We start from the raw sequence: 20,397 nt of genomic DNA on the forward strand, positions 1-20,397 counted from the left end.
CGGCCCGGATTACATCCGAGCCCACCCTTTTTTCTTTAAGGTGTGAGCATCTCGTCTATGGTTCTGAAACCTGGGTTTCTTTTGGTTGTAACTGCCCATCAATCCAGTCGGCTATGATCGCGGCTTCCTGTTATTCACTCACCAGATTACGACACAGGCGTCTGTCTCTCTGGCGAGTTTGACGGCATCAATTATATTTTGAATACGATACGTGATCGAGTCTGGATCTTGTGGATACTGATCCAGATGATTTAGCAACAGCAGACACTCCTGAGAAAGACGATCCAGTTCTGTTGGAGTGGTACAATATAAATCTGCCTGACTCAGTTGTGTTAACAGGCTCAGTCCCAGGGATTCCGATTGTGGAGATCCGTATAAAGTATTTCTCCATGATTCAAAACCCGCGAGTTCTTTGTGGTGTTCGACTTCGACGAAGTCCATCTCTCCATTGGGATTTCTCTTGAAAACATTCACCAGAAGTGACATAGATAAGTTTCAGCTTTCATGATGCGTGTCCAAGTCAGGGCTGTCCTACAGTAAGAACTCAGTAATCAAAACAGAATAAAATCGATCCGCAATCTATGAGATACCAGCTGTAATCAAGCTTCTTCTGAAATCAAACTCCATGTTCGAGATATCTCGCAGTTTTTGTCTGATACTCAATTTAAGGTAAACCGTATGAGTGATTATCACATTTATCAAGATTATTCAGGTACATTAAAAACGAACATTTTTTATCAGCTTGCGGTTTCGATGGATGAAGATTTAGTAGAATTTGAGTATGCCGAAAGCGCAGGTTGGATTATCACACAAAAACGATCTCCAACTAAAAGCGAACTACTGTTAAAGGGAAGCCCTCAAAGCTGGCTGGATGCATCAATAATTGAAAGCAAAAAAACGAAAAAGCACCGTTGTTCAGCGGACAATTTACACGTCACGGAAGAGTATTTCACAGACCTTAAAATCGAAATTCATAATGCCATTGAAGCAGAAATCATTCTATCTGATTTTAACTTTTCAATGGATGAGGAAGATCAGGCGTTCTTAGTGACAGACAAATTTGCAGACAGAATAACCAAAAGTGGTCTGAAAGGTGCTGGATTTGTTCCAGTTACAATCAATTATTCTGATGCTGAAAATGAAAAATCAATCCCCACTTTATTTGCTTTACAGTTTATGGGGCAAAATTGTTTACGGCCAACAAGTATCCAGGGAGCAAAGAACGCATGTCCCTTCTGTGGTCATGAACCCCTCATATGCCAAGAGTGTGGATTCGATAATTATATATGCCCCACCTGTCAGAAGCCTGCCTGGACGACTCAAAAAAATCACAAAGGATCAAATGATAAACACTTAATAGTTTCTCCGTTAAAACAGCGAGAAACTTTGGTCATGGAAGGCAGTAAATGGGACGGTTCTGACTTTGTGTATGCTGGGGGGAACTCTCTGGTTTACAATAACTTGATTTCTCAACGCGCGTTAGACTGGTTGCTCAGTATCCACGCAGTTCACTTTTGCGCACGCCCTATTCAGGTCTGCATTGATGGTATGACTGACCAACAGCTCGAAATGTTAGCAACAGTTCAGAAACCAATCGTTTCGTAGAAATGGTGATGAAAGCAACGATCGCTAACTCAAGCTTGAACCTGCCGCTCATTACATCAGATACAATCCGAATACGTGATCGAAATCGGTTTTAGAAAAATGGAGCCTGCCTCTACCGTAACTGCCCATCAATCCAGTTGGCCATTTTGGCGCCTCTCTGTTTGACGATTAGCGTGACGGGGACATTCGCTTTTTCCAGTGCGGCGACCATTGTGCGAGCTGGTGGTGATTCCCATCATGTTGGAGTGTCAACTTCGTCCCAGTTGAGGGGATCCATAAAATTCACAAGCCAGTTCAGGGCATGGTTCCTCTGTTCAACGACTCCCACCATAGGACAGAGCGACACTGGAGTATCGGATTCATTTCGCCAGTCAAAATCCTGAGGAATACAGAGCTCCTTGATATAAGCGTCGCGTATGGCCCAGAGGATCTTCATGGATAAATCTTGCGCATCGAGCAGGGTTCTTGTAGGAAGAAGCCTGGCGTTCTTAATGAACTCCGGGTCTGCCTCCGCTTCTTTCATAGTCTTACCCAGCAGAGGAACGTCGCACATGCTTGAAGGCCAGGGTAAATCAGGTAATCTTTCCAGCGCCCAAAGCATGACCCAAAGGCTCTCCAACCGCCAGACAAAACCAAGTGAGGTATCCTGATCAGGTTCTGGATCGTCCATGTATGCTTGCTCCTGTGGGCTCAGATAACTCAGAAGGTTATTATCCGTCAGGATGTTCCGGGATTTCTCCCAATCGTAGCCGTCAGCTCGTAATACTACAGCCCACAGCACAAGAGCGCGTCGGGCTACGTCATCAGCCGTTTGAACATTTACTTGCTCATCGTCATCAACGTAAAGTGAGATCCTTGCGTCACCCCACATGGGAACTTTACGCTCATCAAGAATTTGTCTTGAACGATCTGCTCGTTCCTTTTGCCTGCTGGTAGGTCCCGGTTCAGATATCACAGTCATTCTCCTTTTTGAGCTCAACGTTCCAGGCAATCGTATTGTTGGATCAACAGATGGTCGTTGTAATGCAAGGAATTATAAACGAATGTTCTGTACCAGAGTATAATACTTTGCTACGGTTCTGAAACCTGGGTTTCTTTTGGTTGCAACTGCGCATCAATCCAGTCGGCCATTTTGGCGACTTCTTCGTGGATAGTCGGCCATGGATGACCGCCTCCCTGTTTGACGATCAGCGTGACGGGGACGTTCGCTTTTTCCAGTGCCGCGACCATCGTGCGTGACTGTTGAATGGGAACGGTGAAGTCGGCGGTGCCGTGAATCAGCAGGAACGGAGGCAGGCCGGGCTGAACCAGGCGGGCGGGGGAGAATGAGGTGCGGAGTTCGTCCAGCTTCTGTTCGTCGATGGTCTCCGCGCCTTTGGGGGTGATCAGTTGGCGGATGGCTTGCGAGAGACGATCGCTGCCGGTGATGTCGAGTTTCAGGCCGCCATAATTCATCAGGTCGGTGGGGGGAAAGAAGACGGCGACAGCTTTGACGCGGGTTTTGGCAGTGGGTTCGGCAGCGGAGACAGCGGCCATGCAGGCGAGGTGGCCTCCCGCGGAAGCACCGAGCAGAGCCAGGCGATCCGGATCGATTTTATATTCGCCGGCATGGGCTTTGACCCAGAGGATGCCGCGGTTCACATTCTCGAGCATTTCGGGTCCGTTGAATTTGTCAATGGATCCAGGTCGGATGGCGAAAATGGTGTAGCCGCGACTGCAGAAGATATCGAACATCTGTGCCCGCTCGTGATCGCGGAGTTTGCCTCGGTCCGAGTGATACGCGCCGGAAACCACATCGACAATCGCCAGGCCGTTGGACTTGCCGGTGGGGGTGAAGATATCCATCAACAGTCCCACGCCGTGCACTTCCGCGTAGACGACATTTTTCTGTTGCTGATAGAGTGCCACGGGCTGTTCAGCCGCGTTAACCGGTTTGCTGACAGGGACTAAGAGCAGTAAAGCACAGAGAGACAGAGTTCGCACGCATGAAACCATCGACATAAAATCGGACCTGATCGCGGAATTGATAAATAAAAAGAACGACTTTACGAATCTTACCAGACAGGGGCAGTGTTTCGAAACAAAAAAAACGAACCGGGAGGCTGCCGGTTCTTACCGGAAAAGTCTCGCATTTGTTTCAGAAAAACGGCTAAAATGAAGTGGAACACGAAATTTTCAGAGGTTGCGCGCATGACAGGTAAAGACAGACAGCGATTCGGCAGCATCTCCCGGCGCGATTTCATGCGTCTCTCGGCCCTGGGTGTGCTGGGAACCGGAATGTCCGGCTGGATGAGACGGCTGGCAGCAGAGACGGCGCAGAATCCAGAGCGCAAACGTTCGTGTATTCTGCTCTGGATGTCGGGTGGGCCCAGTCAGTGCGACACTTTCGATCTGAAGCCGGACCATGAGAACGGCGGTCCTTTCAAACCGATCGACACTTCTGTCCCCGGAATTCAGATTTCGGAGCATTTGCCTCAGTTGGCGAAGGCGATGCAGCACCTGGTGCCGATTCGCTCCATGAGTACCAAAGAGGGCGATCATACGCGGGCGACATATTTATTACGCACCGGTTATCTGCCCTCGGGTCCGCTGAGTTATCCGGCCATCGGTTCGCTGTTGAGTAAAGAGCTGGGGCGTGATGAATCCGAGCTGCCGAACTTTGTGAGTATAGCCCCGAACAAAACATTGAGTCCCAACGCGTATGGTCCCGGATTTCTCGGACCCCAGTATGCGCCACTGGTTGTGGGTGAAGGGGCGGGCTTCGTGCAGAACGACGAGATGAATCTGGATGCGGCTCTGAAAGTGAAAAACCTGGAACTGTCTCAGGGAATCAACCGGAAGCAGGCGGATGCCCGGCTCTCGATTCTCAAGGACCTGGAAGATGATTTTCAGGCAACCCATCCGGGAGTGCCGACCAGCAGTCATCGGAGTGCGTATGCCGCTGCGGTGCGGATGATGCGTTCCAAGGCGATCGAAGCGTTTCAACTGGACCAGGAACCGGATGCCCTGCGGGACGCCTACGGTCGGAACCGGTTTGGCCAGGGATGTCTGCTCGCCCGGCGGCTCGTCGAACAGGGAGTTCCCTTTGTCGAGGTTTCGCTTAACGGGGTGCAGGGTTCGAACGCGTTCGGCTGGGACACGCACCAGGATAATTTCGAAGCCGTCAAAAGTCTGAGTGAAGTGCTCGACCCGGGCTGGGGAACGTTGATGAGCGACCTGGAACAACGGGGGCTGTTGGATTCGACGCTGGTAGTGTGGATGGGTGAATTCGGTCGTACGCCGAAGATTAACCAGAACACGGGTCGCGATCATTTTCCCGCAGCCTGGTCCACGGTGATCGGCGGTGGTGGGATTCGCGGCGGACAGGTGGTTGGCAAGACCAGCGAGGACGGTATGAAAGTCACCGATCAGCCGATTACGGTTCCCGATCTGATGGCCACGATCTGTAAAGCACTGGGCCTCGATCCGGAGAAGCAGAACATGTCGAACATCGGCCGCCCGATTCCATTGGCTGACCATGGTGCGACGCCGATTGGTTCGATTTTGAAGGGGTGAGCTTCTTAGACATTGATTCGTTACTCTGTTGTGGAATGTCAGAGTGAGCTGAGACCTCCTGCTCGCTGCGCTCGGCCCGAATTTTATTCGGGCTTACCCTCTGATTCGATGATATTTGCCTGGCACATTGTGAGAGTGAGTTGGATTTGAATGCTGCCAGGCGGGCGACCACACAGGGTCGCCCCTACGTGAGATTCCTGCAAAAGGAAACGGAAGAGAATGGTTTACCGTGGTTGCTCGAAATTTGTGAAGCAGGGTCTGTGCTTGCTGTGTTTCGTGGCGGTTTTTGTCTGCAGCTTCAGTCGGGGCTGGTGTGATGAAAGAGGAGAGACAGAAGCGCTCACGATTGAGTCGATCACCCGGCGGATTCAGGATACGAAGGACAGGCTGCTGCGGGATTCGCAGGGGCTTTCGCTGACGTATACGTTGGGGGCCTTTGCAAATCCGGAGTTCGAATTTGGATTGTCCGGGAACGCCACGATCTGCAATATCATCAAGTGGCCTGAACTGTATATCGATGTGACGGGCGTGAACGTGGAAGACGGTTCGCTGTTTCATCGGACATCCGTTTACGATTTCCTGCATCACCGGACCGTTGCCCTGGATCCGCAGAGTCAGAAAGCGACCATCTACCCGGCGCGATTTTTCTTTTCGTCTGGCCATTCAGACTATTACAAGTATCTCCACATGGCTGAGGGACACCAGTTCTATCGTGATGGAGTGCCCTTCACACAGGAACCGACCGTTCCGGAGTGCTTTGCGAGGGGAGACTACCACGTCGCGGGAATAGAAGAGATTGACGGTGAGCGGTGCGTGCATCTACAGAAGCCGGGCGATGATATCTGGATTTCGTTGGACCATGGCGAATACGTTCACAAACGTGAGATGACGTCCGGTCCGGGTGAGCCGCACCCCGTGGAAACGCGGGTACTCAGCTATCGCCTCGTCGATCCCTCGACAGACTTCTGGATTCCGCAACGGATTCGGCGCAAGGATTATTACGGTCCAGCTGACGATCCAGACAAGCAGGGGCAGGTGAAACTGGGCCTGGAGATCAACGTCACCGAGGTGTCACAGGGGGGGATCGATGAAGCGATCTTCGTCCTGAATATTCCGGTCGGTTACCATGTTTCAGATCTGCTTGTGGAAGAAAAATATTACGTCAAGCAGACGGCATTTGAAAAACTGATGGATGGTTCTCACTGGATCATTTCCACACTGATCGTGCTGGCCCTGCTGATCGTGGTGCCCTTGATCAGCTTTCTGTTGTATTCCCGGCGACAGGCTCGTGTGGAGTAACCGGGGTTGCATGCGATTCAGAAACAGAATTCGATCTCATTTGCTGTAGGGCGCGGGCCTATGTGCCCGCCCGCCTGGAGACGTGCGGATGATTGTCTCCTTCTCATGGAAACAGAAAAATCCTCGAAAAGGAGTTCATATCACTGTATCGATAGCGCGGGCGACCACGCAGGGTCGCCCCTACACAAGAGAATTGGTTAAATGCAACACAGTCCGTTTCCTGCTCATTCTTCAAAGGGGACGTGTCCCCGAACCTGTTAGAGCTTGATTCGATGCTCTGTTGTGGAATGTCAGAGTGAGCTGAGACCTCCTGCTCGCTGCGCTCGGCCCGGATTGCATCCGGGCTTACCCATTGTTTTGAGGAGGTTCTCTGGGCCCCTTGAGAGAGTGAGTTGGATTTGAATGCTGCCAGGCGGGCGACCACGCAGGGTCGCCCCTACTTCTCGATTACAGTTCTTCACTCAATCAGAACAAACTGTAGATCAGGATCTGAATCGTTAATGCGAGGCCGGCCCAGACTTTGAGGTTCTGGTACCAGTGGGTGGCATTTTCCGGGGTTGTGTTTTCGCGGGGGAGACTCAGGACCCAGACCAGGACGGCGATCAGTGTGCCGACAAACAGGGCCCGTACGCACCAGAGGGGAATCTGGACGACCAGATCGCGGACGAAATTTCCAATGTGATGCAGTGGGGTCATGCTTCACCTCTCTGGGGCTGGAGACTGAAGACCAGGCCGTCGATTTTTTCTTTGGGCTCGGGTTTGGTACACAGGCTGATGATTACAATCAGCGAGAATGAAACGACAAACGCCCAGATCGAAAAGTAGAGGAACGGTTCGGAGATCTGGAACAGGGGCTCGAGGCCCAGGGCGGTGTAGACGTCGGGCTGATTCAAGGCGAACAGGGTGATCGAGAAACAGACGCCGACGAGGAATCCGGTCAGGGCGGCGATGCCGGTCGCCCGTCTCCAGAGCAGGCCGGTAATCAGCAGAGCGAATGCGGGTCCCTGGAAGAAGGCCATCAGCGTCTGGAAAATGGTGTAGATGCCTTCGCTGCGGTTCATCAGGAAGAAGGAAAAGCCGACGGCCCAGATCACGAGCAAAAACGTGACCACGCGACCTACCATGAGCAGGGAGACATCGCTGGCGTCCCGGCGATAGAAGCGTTTGTAAAAGTCGTTGGAGACGATGGTCGAGGCGGAGTTGAGATACGAGTCGATGCTGGACATCAGCGCTGCCAGGAACGCGGCGAGAAACAGCCCTTTAAGACCGACAGGCAGCAGATGTGAAATCAGTTCGGGGAAGGCCTGGTCTCCATCGGTCAGTTCGGGGAATTTGATAAAGGCGATCAGGCCGGGCACCGCGACGACGACCGGGACCAGATTTTTAAGCAGGGCTCCCCAGACATACGCGGCCTTGGCTTCGAATTCACTGGCGGCCCCTAACGAACGCTGCACGATGGCCTGGTTACCGATCCAGTAAGCGGGGCTCAGAATCAGAGCCAGGCCGAAGAAGATCCCGGTCCAGGGGAAGGGTGTGTCTGCATCAGCGGGCAGGATCAGCGAGGTGTGCAGCAGGTCCTCCTCTTCTGTTTCAGGAGCCTGTTCCATTGCCACGCCATCCACGGGTTCCATTTTCTGGGCCAGTTCCCGTTCTCTGATCTTGGCCTGAAATTCGTCGATACCGCCGACATCGATGATGCCGATCACCAGGACCAGCAGGCAACCGCCGATCATGATGATGCACTGAATCATGTCGGTGTAGACCACGGCGGCGAGTCCGCCGGAGATGGTATAGATGCCGACGAGGACCGCGGTGAGATAGATGCAGGCATCGACGCTCATGCCCAGGTGCAGGCTCATCATTTTCGCAGAGGCCAGGAGCATGATGCCGAGGTTGCAGGCCATGAAGATGATCCAGCAGAGGGCCAGCGCGGAACGGACAGAGACGTTAAACCGCCGTTCCATGTATTCGGGAATCGTGGTTACGCCACTCCGCCAGAAAAAGGGAATGAACACGAATGCCCCGATGATCATTGCGGGAACGCAGCCAATCCATTCGAAGTTACCAACAGCGAGACCATGCGAGAAGGCAGCGCCTCCGGTGCCGATGATGTCCACGGCACCGATGTCGGTCGCGACAAGTGACATGCCGATGGCCCACCAGGGGAGGCGGCGACCGGCGAGAAAGTAATCCGAACCGGTTTTAATCTTGGAGCCGATGTAGAGTCCCAGCCCCAGCGTTCCGATCAGATAGGCGAAGATGACGGCGTAATCGAGAGACGACAGTGTCTGCATAAGGATCTCACCCTGGTAGCATTGTGGCCTGGGAAGAAGACAGGTTGATACTGCAGGCACTCACGAGCGTTGGGGCCTGTTGATTCCACCATACAGCGTCTCGCAGGAAAAATCGACTCAACACCGGGGATTTCATGAGAGAGCCCGGCGGGTGATTATTTCTGCGACGCTGCGAGTGTTTTTTTGATCTGGGGAATCAGCAGATCGGCGACTTTCCGCTGGCCGGCGGTGTTGGGATGCATGCCGTCGAGCAGCAGGTCATCGGTGGACTGATCGGGATGCTTGTCGAACTCTTCAAAGGCGGTGTAGATGTCAACCAGCGGGACCTGTTTCTCGCGGGCGATCTCACGGACCGACTGGGCGTAGTCTTTCAGAAAAAGGTTGAAGCCCTGGGGATCATCGGAATTGTAAGGCGGCTTGCCATACAGTTTTTTAATACGCGGAATCCAGCGGAGCGAATTCGAAGTCATCAGGATGACCTTGATATCACGTTGCTGCAGCTGATCGATGAGGGAACGGAGGTTGGCCTCGTACTGTTTCTGTGAAACGCGCGAGGCTTTCGCGGGGGGATCTTTCCAGACGTCGACGGCGGAATCGTTGATGCCGAACTGAATGACGACCAGATCAGGCTGCTTGGCCAGCACGTCTTTCTCGAACCGGGCGATGGCGTTCTGTGTGGTGTTACCGCCGATGCCGGCATTGATCACTTTGACGGGAACCCCCTGCTGCGGCAGTTCTTTGGCGAGGATCATGGAATAGACGACCAGCGGACCGCGGGTGGCGGTGGTGGAATCGCCGAAGGTGACGATGGTCGCCGGCTCCGCAGCGGAGAGGCTGTCTGTAGTGAAATGCATGCCTGTCAGCAGTGTGCAGGTCAGCAGAAAGGTGGCAGCGCGGTGAATCATGGTGGAAAGCCCTGTTTCGGATGCGGTGTGAATGATGTTGCTCCGCGGGGGAAGCTGAGTGTCAGCGCGTGTCTTCAGACTAAACTATGTCGGGGAGGCATGCAATTCCGAAGTGCAAAGAACGTGTTGCTCGCGCGTGAGGGTTCATTCCAGGTCGAGCAGAATGGAATTGCGTTCGCCGTTGACGTCGACCACGAGCGGCGTGGTTTCCTTACTCAGGTATTTGTCGGGCACGCGGGGGACATCGTCCGGTACGGTGCTGCCATCCGGGTTTTCATAGGAGACCAGCACCACGACTTTGTGTTTGCCCAGGATCGCACCGTCGCCGGTTTCGTAGGTCGAGAGCGAGTAGTTTCCGTCCTGGCCGATCATTCCCACCGCGTGTTTGCCGCCGTCAACAGGGAAGAACATCACCGTTCCCGTCTTGAGGTCCTGGTTCTGACAGACGACTTTCCCTTCCACCTGACCGGTGGGTTTGCGATCTGCGTTGGCGCCACAGCCGGTGCCGACACTCAGGATAAGCAGTAGTCCCAGAACGCGTTGAAGGTGTCTGCAAGTCATCTGTCTCTGTCCCGTCAATAAAGTTCCGCAGGCGCTGAAAGTGAACCGACTGTTACTGAGGCAGGCCGCCCGTGGGTAAGCCGTCGGATATGTGACCCAGCTGCTGGAACACCTGCAGGTCCATGTTTTCACTCAGGAAATGCACACTGCCATCACCGACCAGGAAATGGGCGCCCCCTTCGTGGAAACTCTGAGAGGCGGTGGTCTGTGGCCAGCCGATGCTGGGATACTGACAGGGCGAGGGTCCGCAGAGCAATGAGGAACTGTTGATGGCATACGCGGTAGGCACCGGACTGTCGCTGGAGACCCAGGCGCTGAACGGGTTATATTTCGGCGAGCTTTCCCCGACGGCCAGCGTATTGGAAACGCCGTCGGTCATATCGCGGAAGCGAACGACTTTGGTTTGTCGGCGGCGGAACAGGCCCCCCGGTCCGTTATCGGGGTGCAGACCGGCGACGCCCGTGTAAGTGGTTACCGCGGCGGTCTGGGTATAAGGGCCGCCCGAGGGGTCACAGTTGCCTGACGAACCAACGGTACCGCTGGCTCCGGTCGCATTCCCGGGAAAGCACCAGTTGGTGTGCAGATCACTTTTGATGGCTGATGTCGGATCGCTGGGACAGAGGTAAACCGGGAGGATGGTCTGGCAGAGTTCCAGGTGAGTCGGCTCGGTGATGCGGAGGCTGAAGTTGAATTTGTTATACAGGGGTCCCTGATCGATGAGGGGCAGAATCATGACCCGCCAACTGAAACCGTTGGGGAGATTGTTGGGTCCGCCGTTGGAATTCGGAGGCAGGGAACCGTGGGCTTCGTGATAGCCGTGCAGGGCGATACCCAGCTGTTTGAGATTATTTTTGCAGGTCGAGCGACGGGCTGCTTCGCGGGCCTGTTGTACTGCCGGCAGGAGTAGAGCGATCAAAATCGCAATGATGGCGATGACGACCAGCAACTCAATCAACGTAAACGCACGACGGGGGAACCTGGCTGAACTCATCACTTACCTCCGGTCAGAATAACAGAACTCCCGCCATTCGGAGCAGAATGACAGGCAGAATCGTGATTACAACACAGTCGAAGCTGGTGCCGGTAAGAAGGGAGTGAAGCTAATTTCATATTTGATTCTGGCACCAATGTTATATTGGTAGTATTCTTTGGCGCCAATGTCAAATAGTTTTCGCATAATCTTATTTATTTTTGAATGATTCGTTTTCGGAGAGAAAGTTTAGCGTGATGCAGGCGCAGGTTCTCTGTGGAGACTCAGGCCTGGAGGATCGCAGACAGACTGATTGCTGGTAACGCGTGCAGACTGTGGACTTAGAACAGATACCCCTGACCGAGGTCACGTCGACAGCTGGAGAGCTGGGCGAGGTGGAAGCCGAAGTGGCTGGTGAGGATCAGCGCGACCGCGTGGCCGACCGTCTGGACCGGAGTGCCATCGAAGAGTTCGATGCCGTGTGGCTTTTCGAGATCCGCGGGCGATGCCTGGGAGGCGAGCGAACGCAGAGTTTCGTAGGCATTGAGGACCGCAGCGATCAGCGGGGCGCGTTTGAGTCCTTCGTCGGGCTGGACTTCATCGTTAGAGCCGGGGCCAAACGCCTGCACCCAGAAGGAGTGTGTCAGTTTACCGCCGAGGAAGGTCTGCCCCATTTCCCCGACGATGGCCAGGTGGCCGAGGATCCAGGCGGGGGGATGGCCGTGCCCCTGTCCGGGCATGAAGAGCGTCTCTTCCGGGAGATCGGCCATGATGGTTTCGAATTGTTTCATCTGCAACTGGTTGAGAGCGATTTCATTTTCGAACATGGCGCGGTGCACTCCGGATTTTCTGGTGAGAGAAACATAAACGCTATTAATAAGGTAGTCGGCGGGACGCGGGTCGTCAATAATGAGAGGATATTCCGGGTCCGTTGAACTGATCGGGAGATTCAATTCTTGATTAATGAAGAACCACGAAAGACACGAAATGCACGAAAGAAATCATTAGTCCGCGGTAAGTTCTGCGAGGGGAATCACAGCCAGCTCGGCGCTATTGAGATTGGCGCGGCGGCCGCCGTTGTTGGAGTAGCCGACATACAGCTTGCCGTTGTGTTCGATGGCGCAGGGGTAGGAGAGGCTCAGTCGTTTGGCGGATTCTCCGGGCTGAGCGGGGCGCAGGGACCGCCGGATGACGTAGATTTTCGAGAAGACGTTTTCACCCGGACGGGAGACGGCGATGGTCAGGGGGGACCGCCGACCGCCGATGCCTTGAGCACTGTTGCTGACCAGGTAGCGTTGCCCGTTACTGAGGATGCCGGTGACCGGTTTGGAGGGGGCCATGGGCAGGTTGCTCACGCGGGAGGGGGACCAGGTCTGTCCCTGATCTTCGCTGATGGCGAGGAGGGCCTGGGCGCCGCCTCCGTAGCGGGCGAGATTGAACACGCGCTGGCCATCGAGCCAGAGCGCACATTCGCCCCACATGCGAGTGATGTTTTTCGTAGCGGGGATCTGCACGTAGTCCCATTTCGTGAGGTCGTCACCATGGCTGATGGCGACGGCGGCGGGGAAGACGCGATCCCCTGCGTAGGGGCCGCCGGTGAGGCCGGGCATGATCCAGTTGCCGTTCTGCAACCGGACCGGCTGATTCATGGGCCAGAAACCGTTCTCAATAATGATGCCGTGTTTTTTCCAGGTGCCGGTTTTCTCATCAAGCGAATAGGCGCGGGTGTGAATCTTCTGCATGTGGTTATAGTAGGCACCCTGAAAAGCCCAGAGCGTTCCCTGGTGTGAGAGGAAGACGCCATGACTGACGGCGAGATTCTCTTCGTCGCCGGCGTCGATCAGCTGGAGATCACTCCAGGTCTTGCCGTCGTCGCTGCTGACGCGGTACTGGGCTTCCTCGCCGACGGTGTTTTCCTGGCCCTTATTGTGGCCGAAGGAGGCGTAGAGTTTTCCCTTGTGCCAGCAGAGTCCGACGCCGTGCAGAAAGGTGTAGCCGTCGCGGGGCTGGTCCCATTTCTTGATGACTTCAAAGCGGACGTTCTTGAGTTCCGGAATATCCGCGGCGGCGGGCAGGGGCCGGCTGTCGTCCCAGAGCGGGTAAAGGGCAGGTTCGTCCGCGTGGAGCGGAGCCAGAGCAAGGAGTGTCGCCACAACCAGGGTGAGTAGCTTCATGTGGTGTGCCTTGTGTGAGTATGAGAATGAGTTTGCGTAGATGAATTCAGTTTCGATTATAACATGGTCGGGAGGTGAGGGTGAGAATGGATGGAATGATGAACCACGAAAGGTACGAAATACACGAAAATTAATTGAAGTGTGACAGGCTATGATGAGTCTAAAATAGTTCCTCTGGAAATTACAATGGATCCTGAATCGCTTCTACTGTGTCATAGACATGGCAGAGATGTTCTCGCTGATGGGCTGGGAGATTGCCGCAGGCTATAACCGAACATTGTAATTAAGAAGACCAGAATGAACGACGATCAAACCGAGAACAGAGATGCTTTAAACACAGGCCAGTGGTCCGTCTGGCGGCAGGGGGATGATGGGAACCGGTTTGTGATGGCTGAGGGGCTCAGTGAAGCGGCGGCGCGGCAGATGGTGGCGGAGTTTGAAGCGCGGGGGCATAAGCAGCTGTACCAGGCGAGTCGGATGCGGTAGAGGGGGAGTTTGCCCGCTGAGGTTGTGTCGCTTATTTACAGGTACGCTGTTGGGAATCGTTTTCGATGGCGGTGATCACGGCTTCCCGCAGTGATTGCACCGGGTACGGTTTCTCCAGGATGGCGAACGCGCCTTCTTCGACGGCGCAGCCTGTGGTAGTTGGATCCAGAGAGCCTGAGACCAGAATCGCGGGCAGGCGGTAGCCGGCGGACTTCATCTGTTTTAACAGCTCCAGTCCATTGCAGCCGGTCAACTGGAGATCGGTGAGCAGACAGCCACAGGAATCGGCGGCTGTGCTGCGCAAGAACTCCTCGGCGGAGGAAAAGGCTTCCACACTCAATCCGCTGCTCTGGATCAGCATGGCGCAGGAGTCCCTGACCGCCTCGTCATCCTCGACGATATAGACGCGCGGCTGGTAATACTCTGGCAGTTTCTGCAGTCGTTGCATCGGTGAATTTTAATCCGTTTAACAGTCCAACCTGTCAGGCGGGATTTATAGTTTTTCAGGCCAGACCTGTAAACTGATATTTTGGTCCGATTTAACTGAACTTATGACAGTGTTAGTGTTTATGTATATCGATGGGTGATCACTGATCTTTTGCGGACAGCTGCCGTCGATTCAGCTCTCCTGACTGACGCCGATGTGGATAATGGTTCGAGCAGGGAACACTTTTCTTGTTCGATTCGAATGACGTTCTTTTTTTGAATGCAACACTGACCGTTTCCGGCCCGCTGCGCTTGGCCCGAATTGTGAGTTTTCTCTGAGGCCTGGGTGATCCTGTGAGTGGTTTGTGACCTGCCAGGTGGGCGACCACATAGGGTCGCCCCTACGACGGAAATAAGATGGCCATCATCAACGGTTAAAACCGTGCCGCTTGAATCAATGTTTTTGAATGTTTGTCATGTGGAAGCATTTTGTAGAACGGCGTGAGGGGGTCAAGAGGGAATGTGCTGTGCTTCCGCTGTGAAAGAGGGTGAGTTGATGTTGAATTTGCTCCGAAATGCTCTGAGTGTGCTCCGAAATGAATTGAAATGTTACGGGACATGTAGAACCGGTGCCGGATGTTCCGGTGAAAAGGTGGAAAATTCGACGTCGATTCAGGTGCTGCTGCGTCACTGGTTCGCGGTGTTCCAGTGCACGCATCGTCCGCCTCGCGCGCGAAGCACAATTGCAATACTTTATGCTTTGCGAACCGTCGATCAAGTTCAATCTTTTCAGTTTGATCAGGTGAAAAAGTTTCCCTGGTCGGATGTGGGAGGAGAAAGATTTATGGAAGGGAGGCGTGGCGTGATGTGGCTCTGTTGGCGGCGCATAAAAAAAGAGGACTGGAAAGCCCAAGCTTCCAGTCCCCTGAGGATTTCTCCTGTGTTTAGGTAACACTTAGTCTGGTCATAAGCATCACTGACGACTACTCAGTTCTTGCGAACTGTCTTGGGTTCATCGACGGCAACTTACTTCCAGGTTCGTTGTTATACACGGATACTTCGGCAAGTTTTCAGACAGAACTTGAATGGTCGTGCCCAAAAAAATGGCAGATTTTTTTGAGTGAAATTGTAACCGGCAGGACATGAGTGAAAGTTAAAACTGTTTCAGATTGTCTGCGATCATTTGTACAAATTCAGGATGAATTTCAGCTGTGAAAAACTGCTTACAACTCAGGAATCGGATCATCGTTTTTGATGTCTTCTTCTTCCCAGTTTGCCTGACCGTTTTCGTACCGCAGGATGCGATGCTTGCTGCCGGGCGCGGGCTTTTCGTTGACCGTGGGAAGCCAGGTGCGATGTTCTTCAATCAATTTTGCATAATTGGGATCGCCGATGAGATTTTTCCATTCTGCGGGATCCTGCTGCATGTCATAAAACTCTTCCGATCCGTCAGCGTAGTGAATATAGCGATAATTTTCCGTGCGGACCGTGGTGTTGTTGCGGTTATGGGACGTGATCGCGGGCCACTTGCGGGGCGTGTTGGCGTCCTTGAGCTGAGGGACCAGCGAGTGCCCTTCGAGGTCGGTTCGGGGAGGCAGGCCGCTGAGTTCGACCAGCGTGGGATAGATATCCAGGAGTTCGGCCGGCTTGCTGCAGACGGCGCCCTCAGTGATACCCGGACCGGCGAAGATGAGGGGAACACGGGTCGAACGTTCCCAGAGCGTGTTCTTGCCGGTGATCAGTTTCTCGCCCAGGTGCCAGCCGTGATCGGACCAGATAACGACAATGGTATTTTCCGCCAGGTTGTTTTTCTCAAGTGCATCGACGACGCGTCCGACCTGGCTGTCGACAAAGCTGGTGCAGGCGAGGTAAGAGCGTACCAGGTTGTGCCACTCGTTGGCTTCCTTGAGAAACTTGAGCCGGGGCTCAGGAAGTTTCCAATGCAGGTACCAGGAGAAGCGGGGCGTGTCGTCGCGATCGACATCCAGCACGGGGGGCAGCTGAACGGTGTCGGCGGGGTAGAGGTCGAACCATTTCTGTGTGGCGTAGCAGGGGACGTGCGGCAGGAAAAAGCCAACCGAGAGGAAGAAGGGTTCGGTCGGTTTTTTATTCAACTGATCGACGGCCCAACTGGCGACCTTCCAGTCCCCTTTGTCTTCGTCTTTGTGGGGGAAGGTGCCCCAGTCGACGAGAGGATGCGGGTTGGGGGTGTTGACCAGTTTTTTAGGGGGCTTCACGCCGACCCCGGCGGGCGGGCCGATGACGTTGAATTCTTTATCGTTCTTCTTGCGACCGTAGCCGCCGTGGTAAATTTTACCGGTGCTATAAGTTTTGTAGCCGTTCTGCTCCAGGTACTGGGGGAGCGACACGCGATCTTTGAAACGGTCGACGGTGCGGAACCAGGGGGCCAGTCCGTAGATGCCGGTGGTCGTGGGCCGCAGTCCGGTCATCAGGCTGGTCCGCGAGGGATTACAGAGGGGGGACTGGCAGTGGGCGTTGGTAAACAGGGTTCCCCGGGAGGCGACCTTGTCGATGTTCGGGGTCTTGATCTGGGGGTGACCTTTGAGGCAGCCGATCCAGTCGTTCTGATCGTCGATGGCGATGAACAGAATGTTGGGTTTCTGAGCCGCCTGGAGCGGTGTGGAGACGAGACAGAGAAGAGCGATCATCAGGAGCAAGCGCATCCGGGGTCCCTTTCGATGAATCAAATAGATAAGAAATCCGCAGTCTATTATGATAACCGGAGTTCACAACGAAAGAAAATGCCTGAATTGTTCTCTCGTGCAGAAAATGAGGGAGGAACAGAGCATTGCGGCAGAACCTGTTCTGGCTCTTTCCTGTCTCTGTGAGGAGCAGGTAATCTGTCCAGCTGTTTTTTCAATCTCGTTAACAAAAAGGAATAGACCCGCAAATCAGAATCATAAGCCTATGAAATCGTCTCACCAGGAACAAATCGATCGGATTCTTGAGAAGCTAAGCCAGGTGCGTGCGCAGGGGCTAAGTTGTTTTGGATCAGACCAGCACCATTTTGAACTCAATCCGCCGATTCAAGAGCGGCTGCTGCTGGAATTCGAAAACGAATATCGAGTAAAACTGCCTGACGAATTCAGAGCATTTTTGCTGTATGCAGGGAATGGGGGCGCGGGTCCCTATTATGGAATTGCGCCCCTGCCAATCATCCGGAGTAAGATATTAGACTGGCCATTCGAAGAACCATTTGAGAAAGTACTTGACCTTCCCTGTCCGCTGTATTTCAGAATGAAGCAAGCTTCTGACTGGGAGAGTGAATTTGGAGAAACCGATCCCTATCAGGGAACGATGTACATCGGAACTCAGGGCTGTTCTTATTACATGCTGTTAATTGTCACGGGCGAATTCCGGGGGCGAGTTGTCTATGTCAACGATGATGATGGTTCTACACCGTTTATCACGCACGAGCCTGATTTCCTGACCTGGTACGAACGCTGGCTAGATGAGTTGTTGGCGGGTCAGGTGTCAGACTGGTTTGGTAGAAGCAGGGGAGGCACCGAGGCAGAACTGCGGGCGCTACTCGAGAATCCGGAGACGTCTGCTGCCGACAAGGCGGATGCGATCAGGGCCTTCTGGAGGTTCCCCGATAACTCTGCTGAGACGCTGGAACTGATTCCCACATTTCTGTCGGAAACAGATCCAGACATTCGCGCCAGTGCGTGTTGGATGATTCGTCACTTCAAGTTGCGCGGCGCGGAGGAAGCGGTGGCGGAACAGCTTTCCGACCCCTCGCCGGAAGTACGCCAGGCGGTGATCCTGACGCTGATGAGTTTTGACCCTGCGCGGTGGAGTGAAAAAGTCTTCTCGTGTCTGCAAGATGATGATCTGGATGTGACAGAAATCGCTTTCCGAACGTTACAAGATGCGAAGCAGTTCTCTCGATTTGATCTGTTAGACCTTGTTCTTGTGCCTCCCAATGAAAGTATTCTTCTGCATGCACTCGACGGCATCGAATGGAAGTCGGAAGATCAGGAGCTGCTGTTGAGATTGCTGGAATATCAGAATGAAAAAGTCCGTTATGATGCGACGCTGGGGTTGCGAGACATTCGTGCCTGGGAAGCGATTGAAACAGTGATCGCCGTGTTGGAACACGAGACGGACAGTCTGGTGCGGGGAAGTATCCTGCAGATGCTGGGTGAACTGGATAGTGTTGCTTCGCGGGAAACACTGCTTGCCTGGATGGTCAAGGGAGACGAGGTGGAACGAATGCATGCCTACGAAGGGCTGAATAAACTGGGAGATGAGCGGGCAAAGCCCCTGTTCCAACAGTTAAAGCAGGAAAAAGAACATGCCACTCAGAATGATAACACCCCAGATGAAAGCGTGTTTCAAAACCGGCACTGGTGGTGGCCCTGGAAGTAGCTAGTAAAGACAGACTGGGGATCGTATCAACAGTGTTGATTTTCCTTGAGAGTGGGTTTTCGTCTGGATTGCATCAACGTTTGTCGATATATTGGACGATATTCAGAACAGGCGATTTTCTTAGGCTCGGGTAAAATCATGCTTTCATTCTGTGATCACAATCATCGAAACGGTCGGCGGGAATTCCTGCGCGTGGGCGGTCTGGCGCTGGGCGGGTTGACCCTGCCTGGTCTGATGTCGCTGCAGGCGCAGGCGGCGGGTTCGGGAACGCTGCTGAAGAACAAGTCGGTGATCTTCCTGTTCATGCACGGCGGTCCGAGCCAGATTGAGACGTTCGATCCCAAGATGACCGCACCGTCGGGCATTCACAGCGTGACAGGCGAGGTGGCGACGAAGATTCCCGGCGTGACGTTCGGAGGGACGTTTCCCAAGCTGGCGCAACAGGCCGACCGGATGTCGATCGTCCGCTCTTATCGTTCGGGGGACAGTCGTCACGACATCAAACCGATCGTGCACAAGGATACGCTCGATGCCAACCTGGGTGCGCTTTACTCCCGCGTGGTGGGGGCGAATCATCCTGATAACGGAATGCCCACGAGTGCGGTGCTCTATCCGCGTGCCATCGACGAAAAGATGATGCCGGCGATTACCAAGTTCGGCAAATTCGATTCCCCCGGGCAGATGGGAAGTGCGTATGCTCCGTTCGTGCCCGGAGCAGGGGGGGACATGCAGTCGAATATGACGCTGTCGATTCCGCAGAATCGCCTGGACGATCGAAGAGTGCTGTTAACGAAACTGGATCGCGCCCGCTGGGCGGCTGAGAAAAGTGATACGTTTGCCGCTTCGTCGGAGTTGCAGCAGCAGGCTTTTGATGTGATTCTCGGTGGCGTTTCCAAAGCCTTTGACTTGTCGGAGGAAGATCCCCGTGTTGTGGCACGCTACGATACGGCGCCGCTGGTTCGTCCTGAAACGATCAGCAAACGCTGGAAGAATTATCAGCGGTACATCGATAACGCACAGTCATTAGGAAAACTGCTGCTGATGGCGCGGCGTCTGTGCGAAGCGGGTTGCGGATTCGTGACGATCACCACGAATTTTGTGTGGGATATGCACGCGGACAATAACAATGCGGGCGTGGCTGAGGGCATGGACTACATGGGCGTCCCCTTCGATCACGCGGTCTCCGCGTTTCTGGAAGACGTGCACGAGCGGGGCCTGAGCGATGACATTCTGCTGGTCTGCACGGGTGAAATGGGACGGACTCCCAAACTCAACAGCCGCGGCGGCCGCGATCACTGGGGGAACCTGTCGCCTTTGATGCTGAGTGGCGGCGGCCTCAAGATGGGGCAGGTGATCGGTCAGTCAGACCGACACGCCGGCGGTCCGCAGACCGAGCCGATTGAGCGGAAAGACCTGGTGACCAGCATCATGCACACACTGTTCGACCTGGGCGAACTGCGGATTACGCGGGGCGTACCCAACGAAGTGGTGCAGGTCGCGACGGCCGGAGATGTGATTCCCGGACTGTTCTGAATGACGCTGAGATCGAGGTTGACGCCGCGAAGCGTCTGCATAAGCTGTTCTGATTTCAGGCATGCGGTGTGATCGCTTTTCCGATGAGACACACTGATTCCGGGTAGCCGGCCCCAACCATTTGAGTCCTCTGAAAGATAAACCTTGACATACATACTATGTCACGCATAGCATATATGTAGTAGACCATTATCTGT

The 20,397-nt window shown here is 54.0% G+C and carries 18 protein-coding genes; 6 read left to right on the forward strand and 12 right to left on the reverse strand.

What is annotated here, in order from left to right:
• Positions 1 to 138: 138 nt before the first annotated feature.
• Positions 139 to 486, reverse strand: coding sequence for a hypothetical protein (locus HG66A1_RS00095; protein WP_145179626.1), 348 nt, complete (start codon positions 484 to 486; stop codon positions 139 to 141).
• Positions 487 to 678: 192 nt separating this feature from the next.
• Between HG66A1_RS00095 and HG66A1_RS00100 the strand changes: the two genes are divergently transcribed.
• Positions 679 to 1,605: a hypothetical protein gene (locus HG66A1_RS00100; protein WP_145179628.1), complete on the forward strand. Its 927-nt coding sequence runs from the start codon at positions 679 to 681 to the stop codon at positions 1,603 to 1,605.
• Between the two features lie 235 nt (positions 1,606 to 1,840).
• On the opposite strand, the gene HG66A1_RS00105 is transcribed toward HG66A1_RS00100, so the two are convergent.
• Complete coding sequence (locus HG66A1_RS00105) at positions 1,841 to 2,560, reverse strand: DUF4272 domain-containing protein (protein WP_197996912.1); 720 nt, start codon at positions 2,558 to 2,560, stop codon at positions 1,841 to 1,843.
• Between the two features lie 116 nt (positions 2,561 to 2,676).
• Positions 2,677 to 3,588 carry an alpha/beta hydrolase gene (locus HG66A1_RS00110; RefSeq protein WP_232106721.1) on the reverse strand — a complete coding sequence of 304 codons (912 nt, stop codon included), beginning with the start codon at positions 3,586 to 3,588 and terminating at the stop codon, positions 2,677 to 2,679.
• Between the two features lie 207 nt (positions 3,589 to 3,795).
• Between HG66A1_RS00110 and HG66A1_RS00115 the strand changes: the two genes are divergently transcribed.
• Complete coding sequence (locus tag HG66A1_RS00115) at positions 3,796 to 5,160, forward strand: DUF1501 domain-containing protein (RefSeq protein WP_145179635.1); 1,365 nt, start codon at positions 3,796 to 3,798, stop codon at positions 5,158 to 5,160.
• Between the two features lie 264 nt (positions 5,161 to 5,424).
• Positions 5,425 to 6,459 carry a hypothetical protein gene (locus tag HG66A1_RS00120; RefSeq protein ID WP_145179638.1) on the forward strand — a complete coding sequence of 345 codons (1,035 nt, stop codon included), beginning with the start codon at positions 5,425 to 5,427 and terminating at the stop codon, positions 6,457 to 6,459.
• A gap of 465 nt (positions 6,460 to 6,924) precedes the next feature.
• Here HG66A1_RS00120 and HG66A1_RS00125 read toward each other — a convergent pair whose 3' ends face one another.
• From HG66A1_RS00125 to HG66A1_RS00155, 7 genes are all read right to left on the reverse strand, one after another.
• Positions 6,925 to 7,155 carry a hypothetical protein gene (locus tag HG66A1_RS00125; protein ID WP_145179640.1) on the reverse strand — a complete coding sequence of 77 codons (231 nt, stop codon included), beginning with the start codon at positions 7,153 to 7,155 and terminating at the stop codon, positions 6,925 to 6,927.
• Entirely contained in the window at positions 7,152 to 8,753 is a 1,602-nt protein-coding gene (locus HG66A1_RS00130) for an SLC5 family protein (protein WP_145179642.1), read from the reverse strand. Before HG66A1_RS00130 ends, HG66A1_RS00125 begins: the two co-directional genes overlap by 4 nt.
• Before the next feature lie 155 nt (positions 8,754 to 8,908).
• Positions 8,909 to 9,658, reverse strand: a complete 750-nt coding sequence (locus HG66A1_RS00135; RefSeq protein ID WP_145179644.1) for an SGNH/GDSL hydrolase family protein — start codon at positions 9,656 to 9,658, stop codon at positions 8,909 to 8,911.
• Between the two features lie 144 nt (positions 9,659 to 9,802).
• Positions 9,803 to 10,219, reverse strand: coding sequence for a hypothetical protein (locus HG66A1_RS00140; protein WP_145179646.1), 417 nt, complete (start codon positions 10,217 to 10,219; stop codon positions 9,803 to 9,805).
• A 52-nt stretch (positions 10,220 to 10,271) separates the two neighbouring features.
• Positions 10,272 to 11,210, reverse strand: a complete 939-nt coding sequence (locus tag HG66A1_RS00145) for a DUF1559 domain-containing protein (protein WP_145179648.1) — start codon at positions 11,208 to 11,210, stop codon at positions 10,272 to 10,274.
• A 320-nt stretch (positions 11,211 to 11,530) separates the two neighbouring features.
• Positions 11,531 to 12,028 carry a DinB family protein gene (locus tag HG66A1_RS00150; RefSeq protein ID WP_232106722.1) on the reverse strand — a complete coding sequence of 166 codons (498 nt, stop codon included), beginning with the start codon at positions 12,026 to 12,028 and terminating at the stop codon, positions 11,531 to 11,533.
• 165 nt (positions 12,029 to 12,193) lie between these two features.
• Positions 12,194 to 13,363 carry an exo-alpha-sialidase gene (locus HG66A1_RS00155; RefSeq protein ID WP_145179650.1) on the reverse strand — a complete coding sequence of 390 codons (1,170 nt, stop codon included), beginning with the start codon at positions 13,361 to 13,363 and terminating at the stop codon, positions 12,194 to 12,196.
• A 297-nt stretch (positions 13,364 to 13,660) separates the two neighbouring features.
• On the opposite strand from HG66A1_RS00155, the gene HG66A1_RS00160 reads away from it, so the two are divergent.
• Positions 13,661 to 13,849, forward strand: coding sequence for a hypothetical protein (locus HG66A1_RS00160; RefSeq protein ID WP_145179651.1), 189 nt, complete (start codon positions 13,661 to 13,663; stop codon positions 13,847 to 13,849).
• 31 nt (positions 13,850 to 13,880) lie between these two features.
• On the opposite strand, the gene HG66A1_RS00165 is transcribed toward HG66A1_RS00160, so the two are convergent.
• Together HG66A1_RS00165 and HG66A1_RS00170 are read right to left on the reverse strand one after the other, a co-directional pair.
• The gene (locus HG66A1_RS00165) at positions 13,881 to 14,297 is read right to left on the reverse strand and encodes a response regulator transcription factor (RefSeq protein WP_145179654.1); all 417 of its coding nucleotides are present in this window, start codon (positions 14,295 to 14,297) and stop codon (positions 13,881 to 13,883) included.
• 1,201 nt (positions 14,298 to 15,498) lie between these two features.
• Positions 15,499 to 16,959, reverse strand: coding sequence for a sulfatase (locus tag HG66A1_RS00170; RefSeq protein ID WP_145179656.1), 1,461 nt, complete (start codon positions 16,957 to 16,959; stop codon positions 15,499 to 15,501).
• A 244-nt stretch (positions 16,960 to 17,203) separates the two neighbouring features.
• On the opposite strand from HG66A1_RS00170, the gene HG66A1_RS00175 reads away from it, so the two are divergent.
• Both HG66A1_RS00175 and HG66A1_RS00180 read left to right on the forward strand, forming a co-directional pair.
• Positions 17,204 to 18,667: a HEAT repeat domain-containing protein gene (locus HG66A1_RS00175; protein ID WP_197996913.1), complete on the forward strand. Its 1,464-nt coding sequence runs from the start codon at positions 17,204 to 17,206 to the stop codon at positions 18,665 to 18,667.
• 138 nt (positions 18,668 to 18,805) lie between these two features.
• The gene (locus HG66A1_RS00180) at positions 18,806 to 20,200 is read left to right on the forward strand and encodes a DUF1501 domain-containing protein (protein ID WP_145179660.1); all 1,395 of its coding nucleotides are present in this window, start codon (positions 18,806 to 18,808) and stop codon (positions 20,198 to 20,200) included.
• The last annotated feature ends 197 nt before the right edge of the window (positions 20,201 to 20,397 follow it).

Origin of the sequence: Gimesia chilikensis, assembly GCF_007744075.1 — a bacterium.
Classification (GTDB): domain Bacteria; phylum Planctomycetota; class Planctomycetia; order Planctomycetales; family Planctomycetaceae; genus Gimesia; species Gimesia chilikensis_A.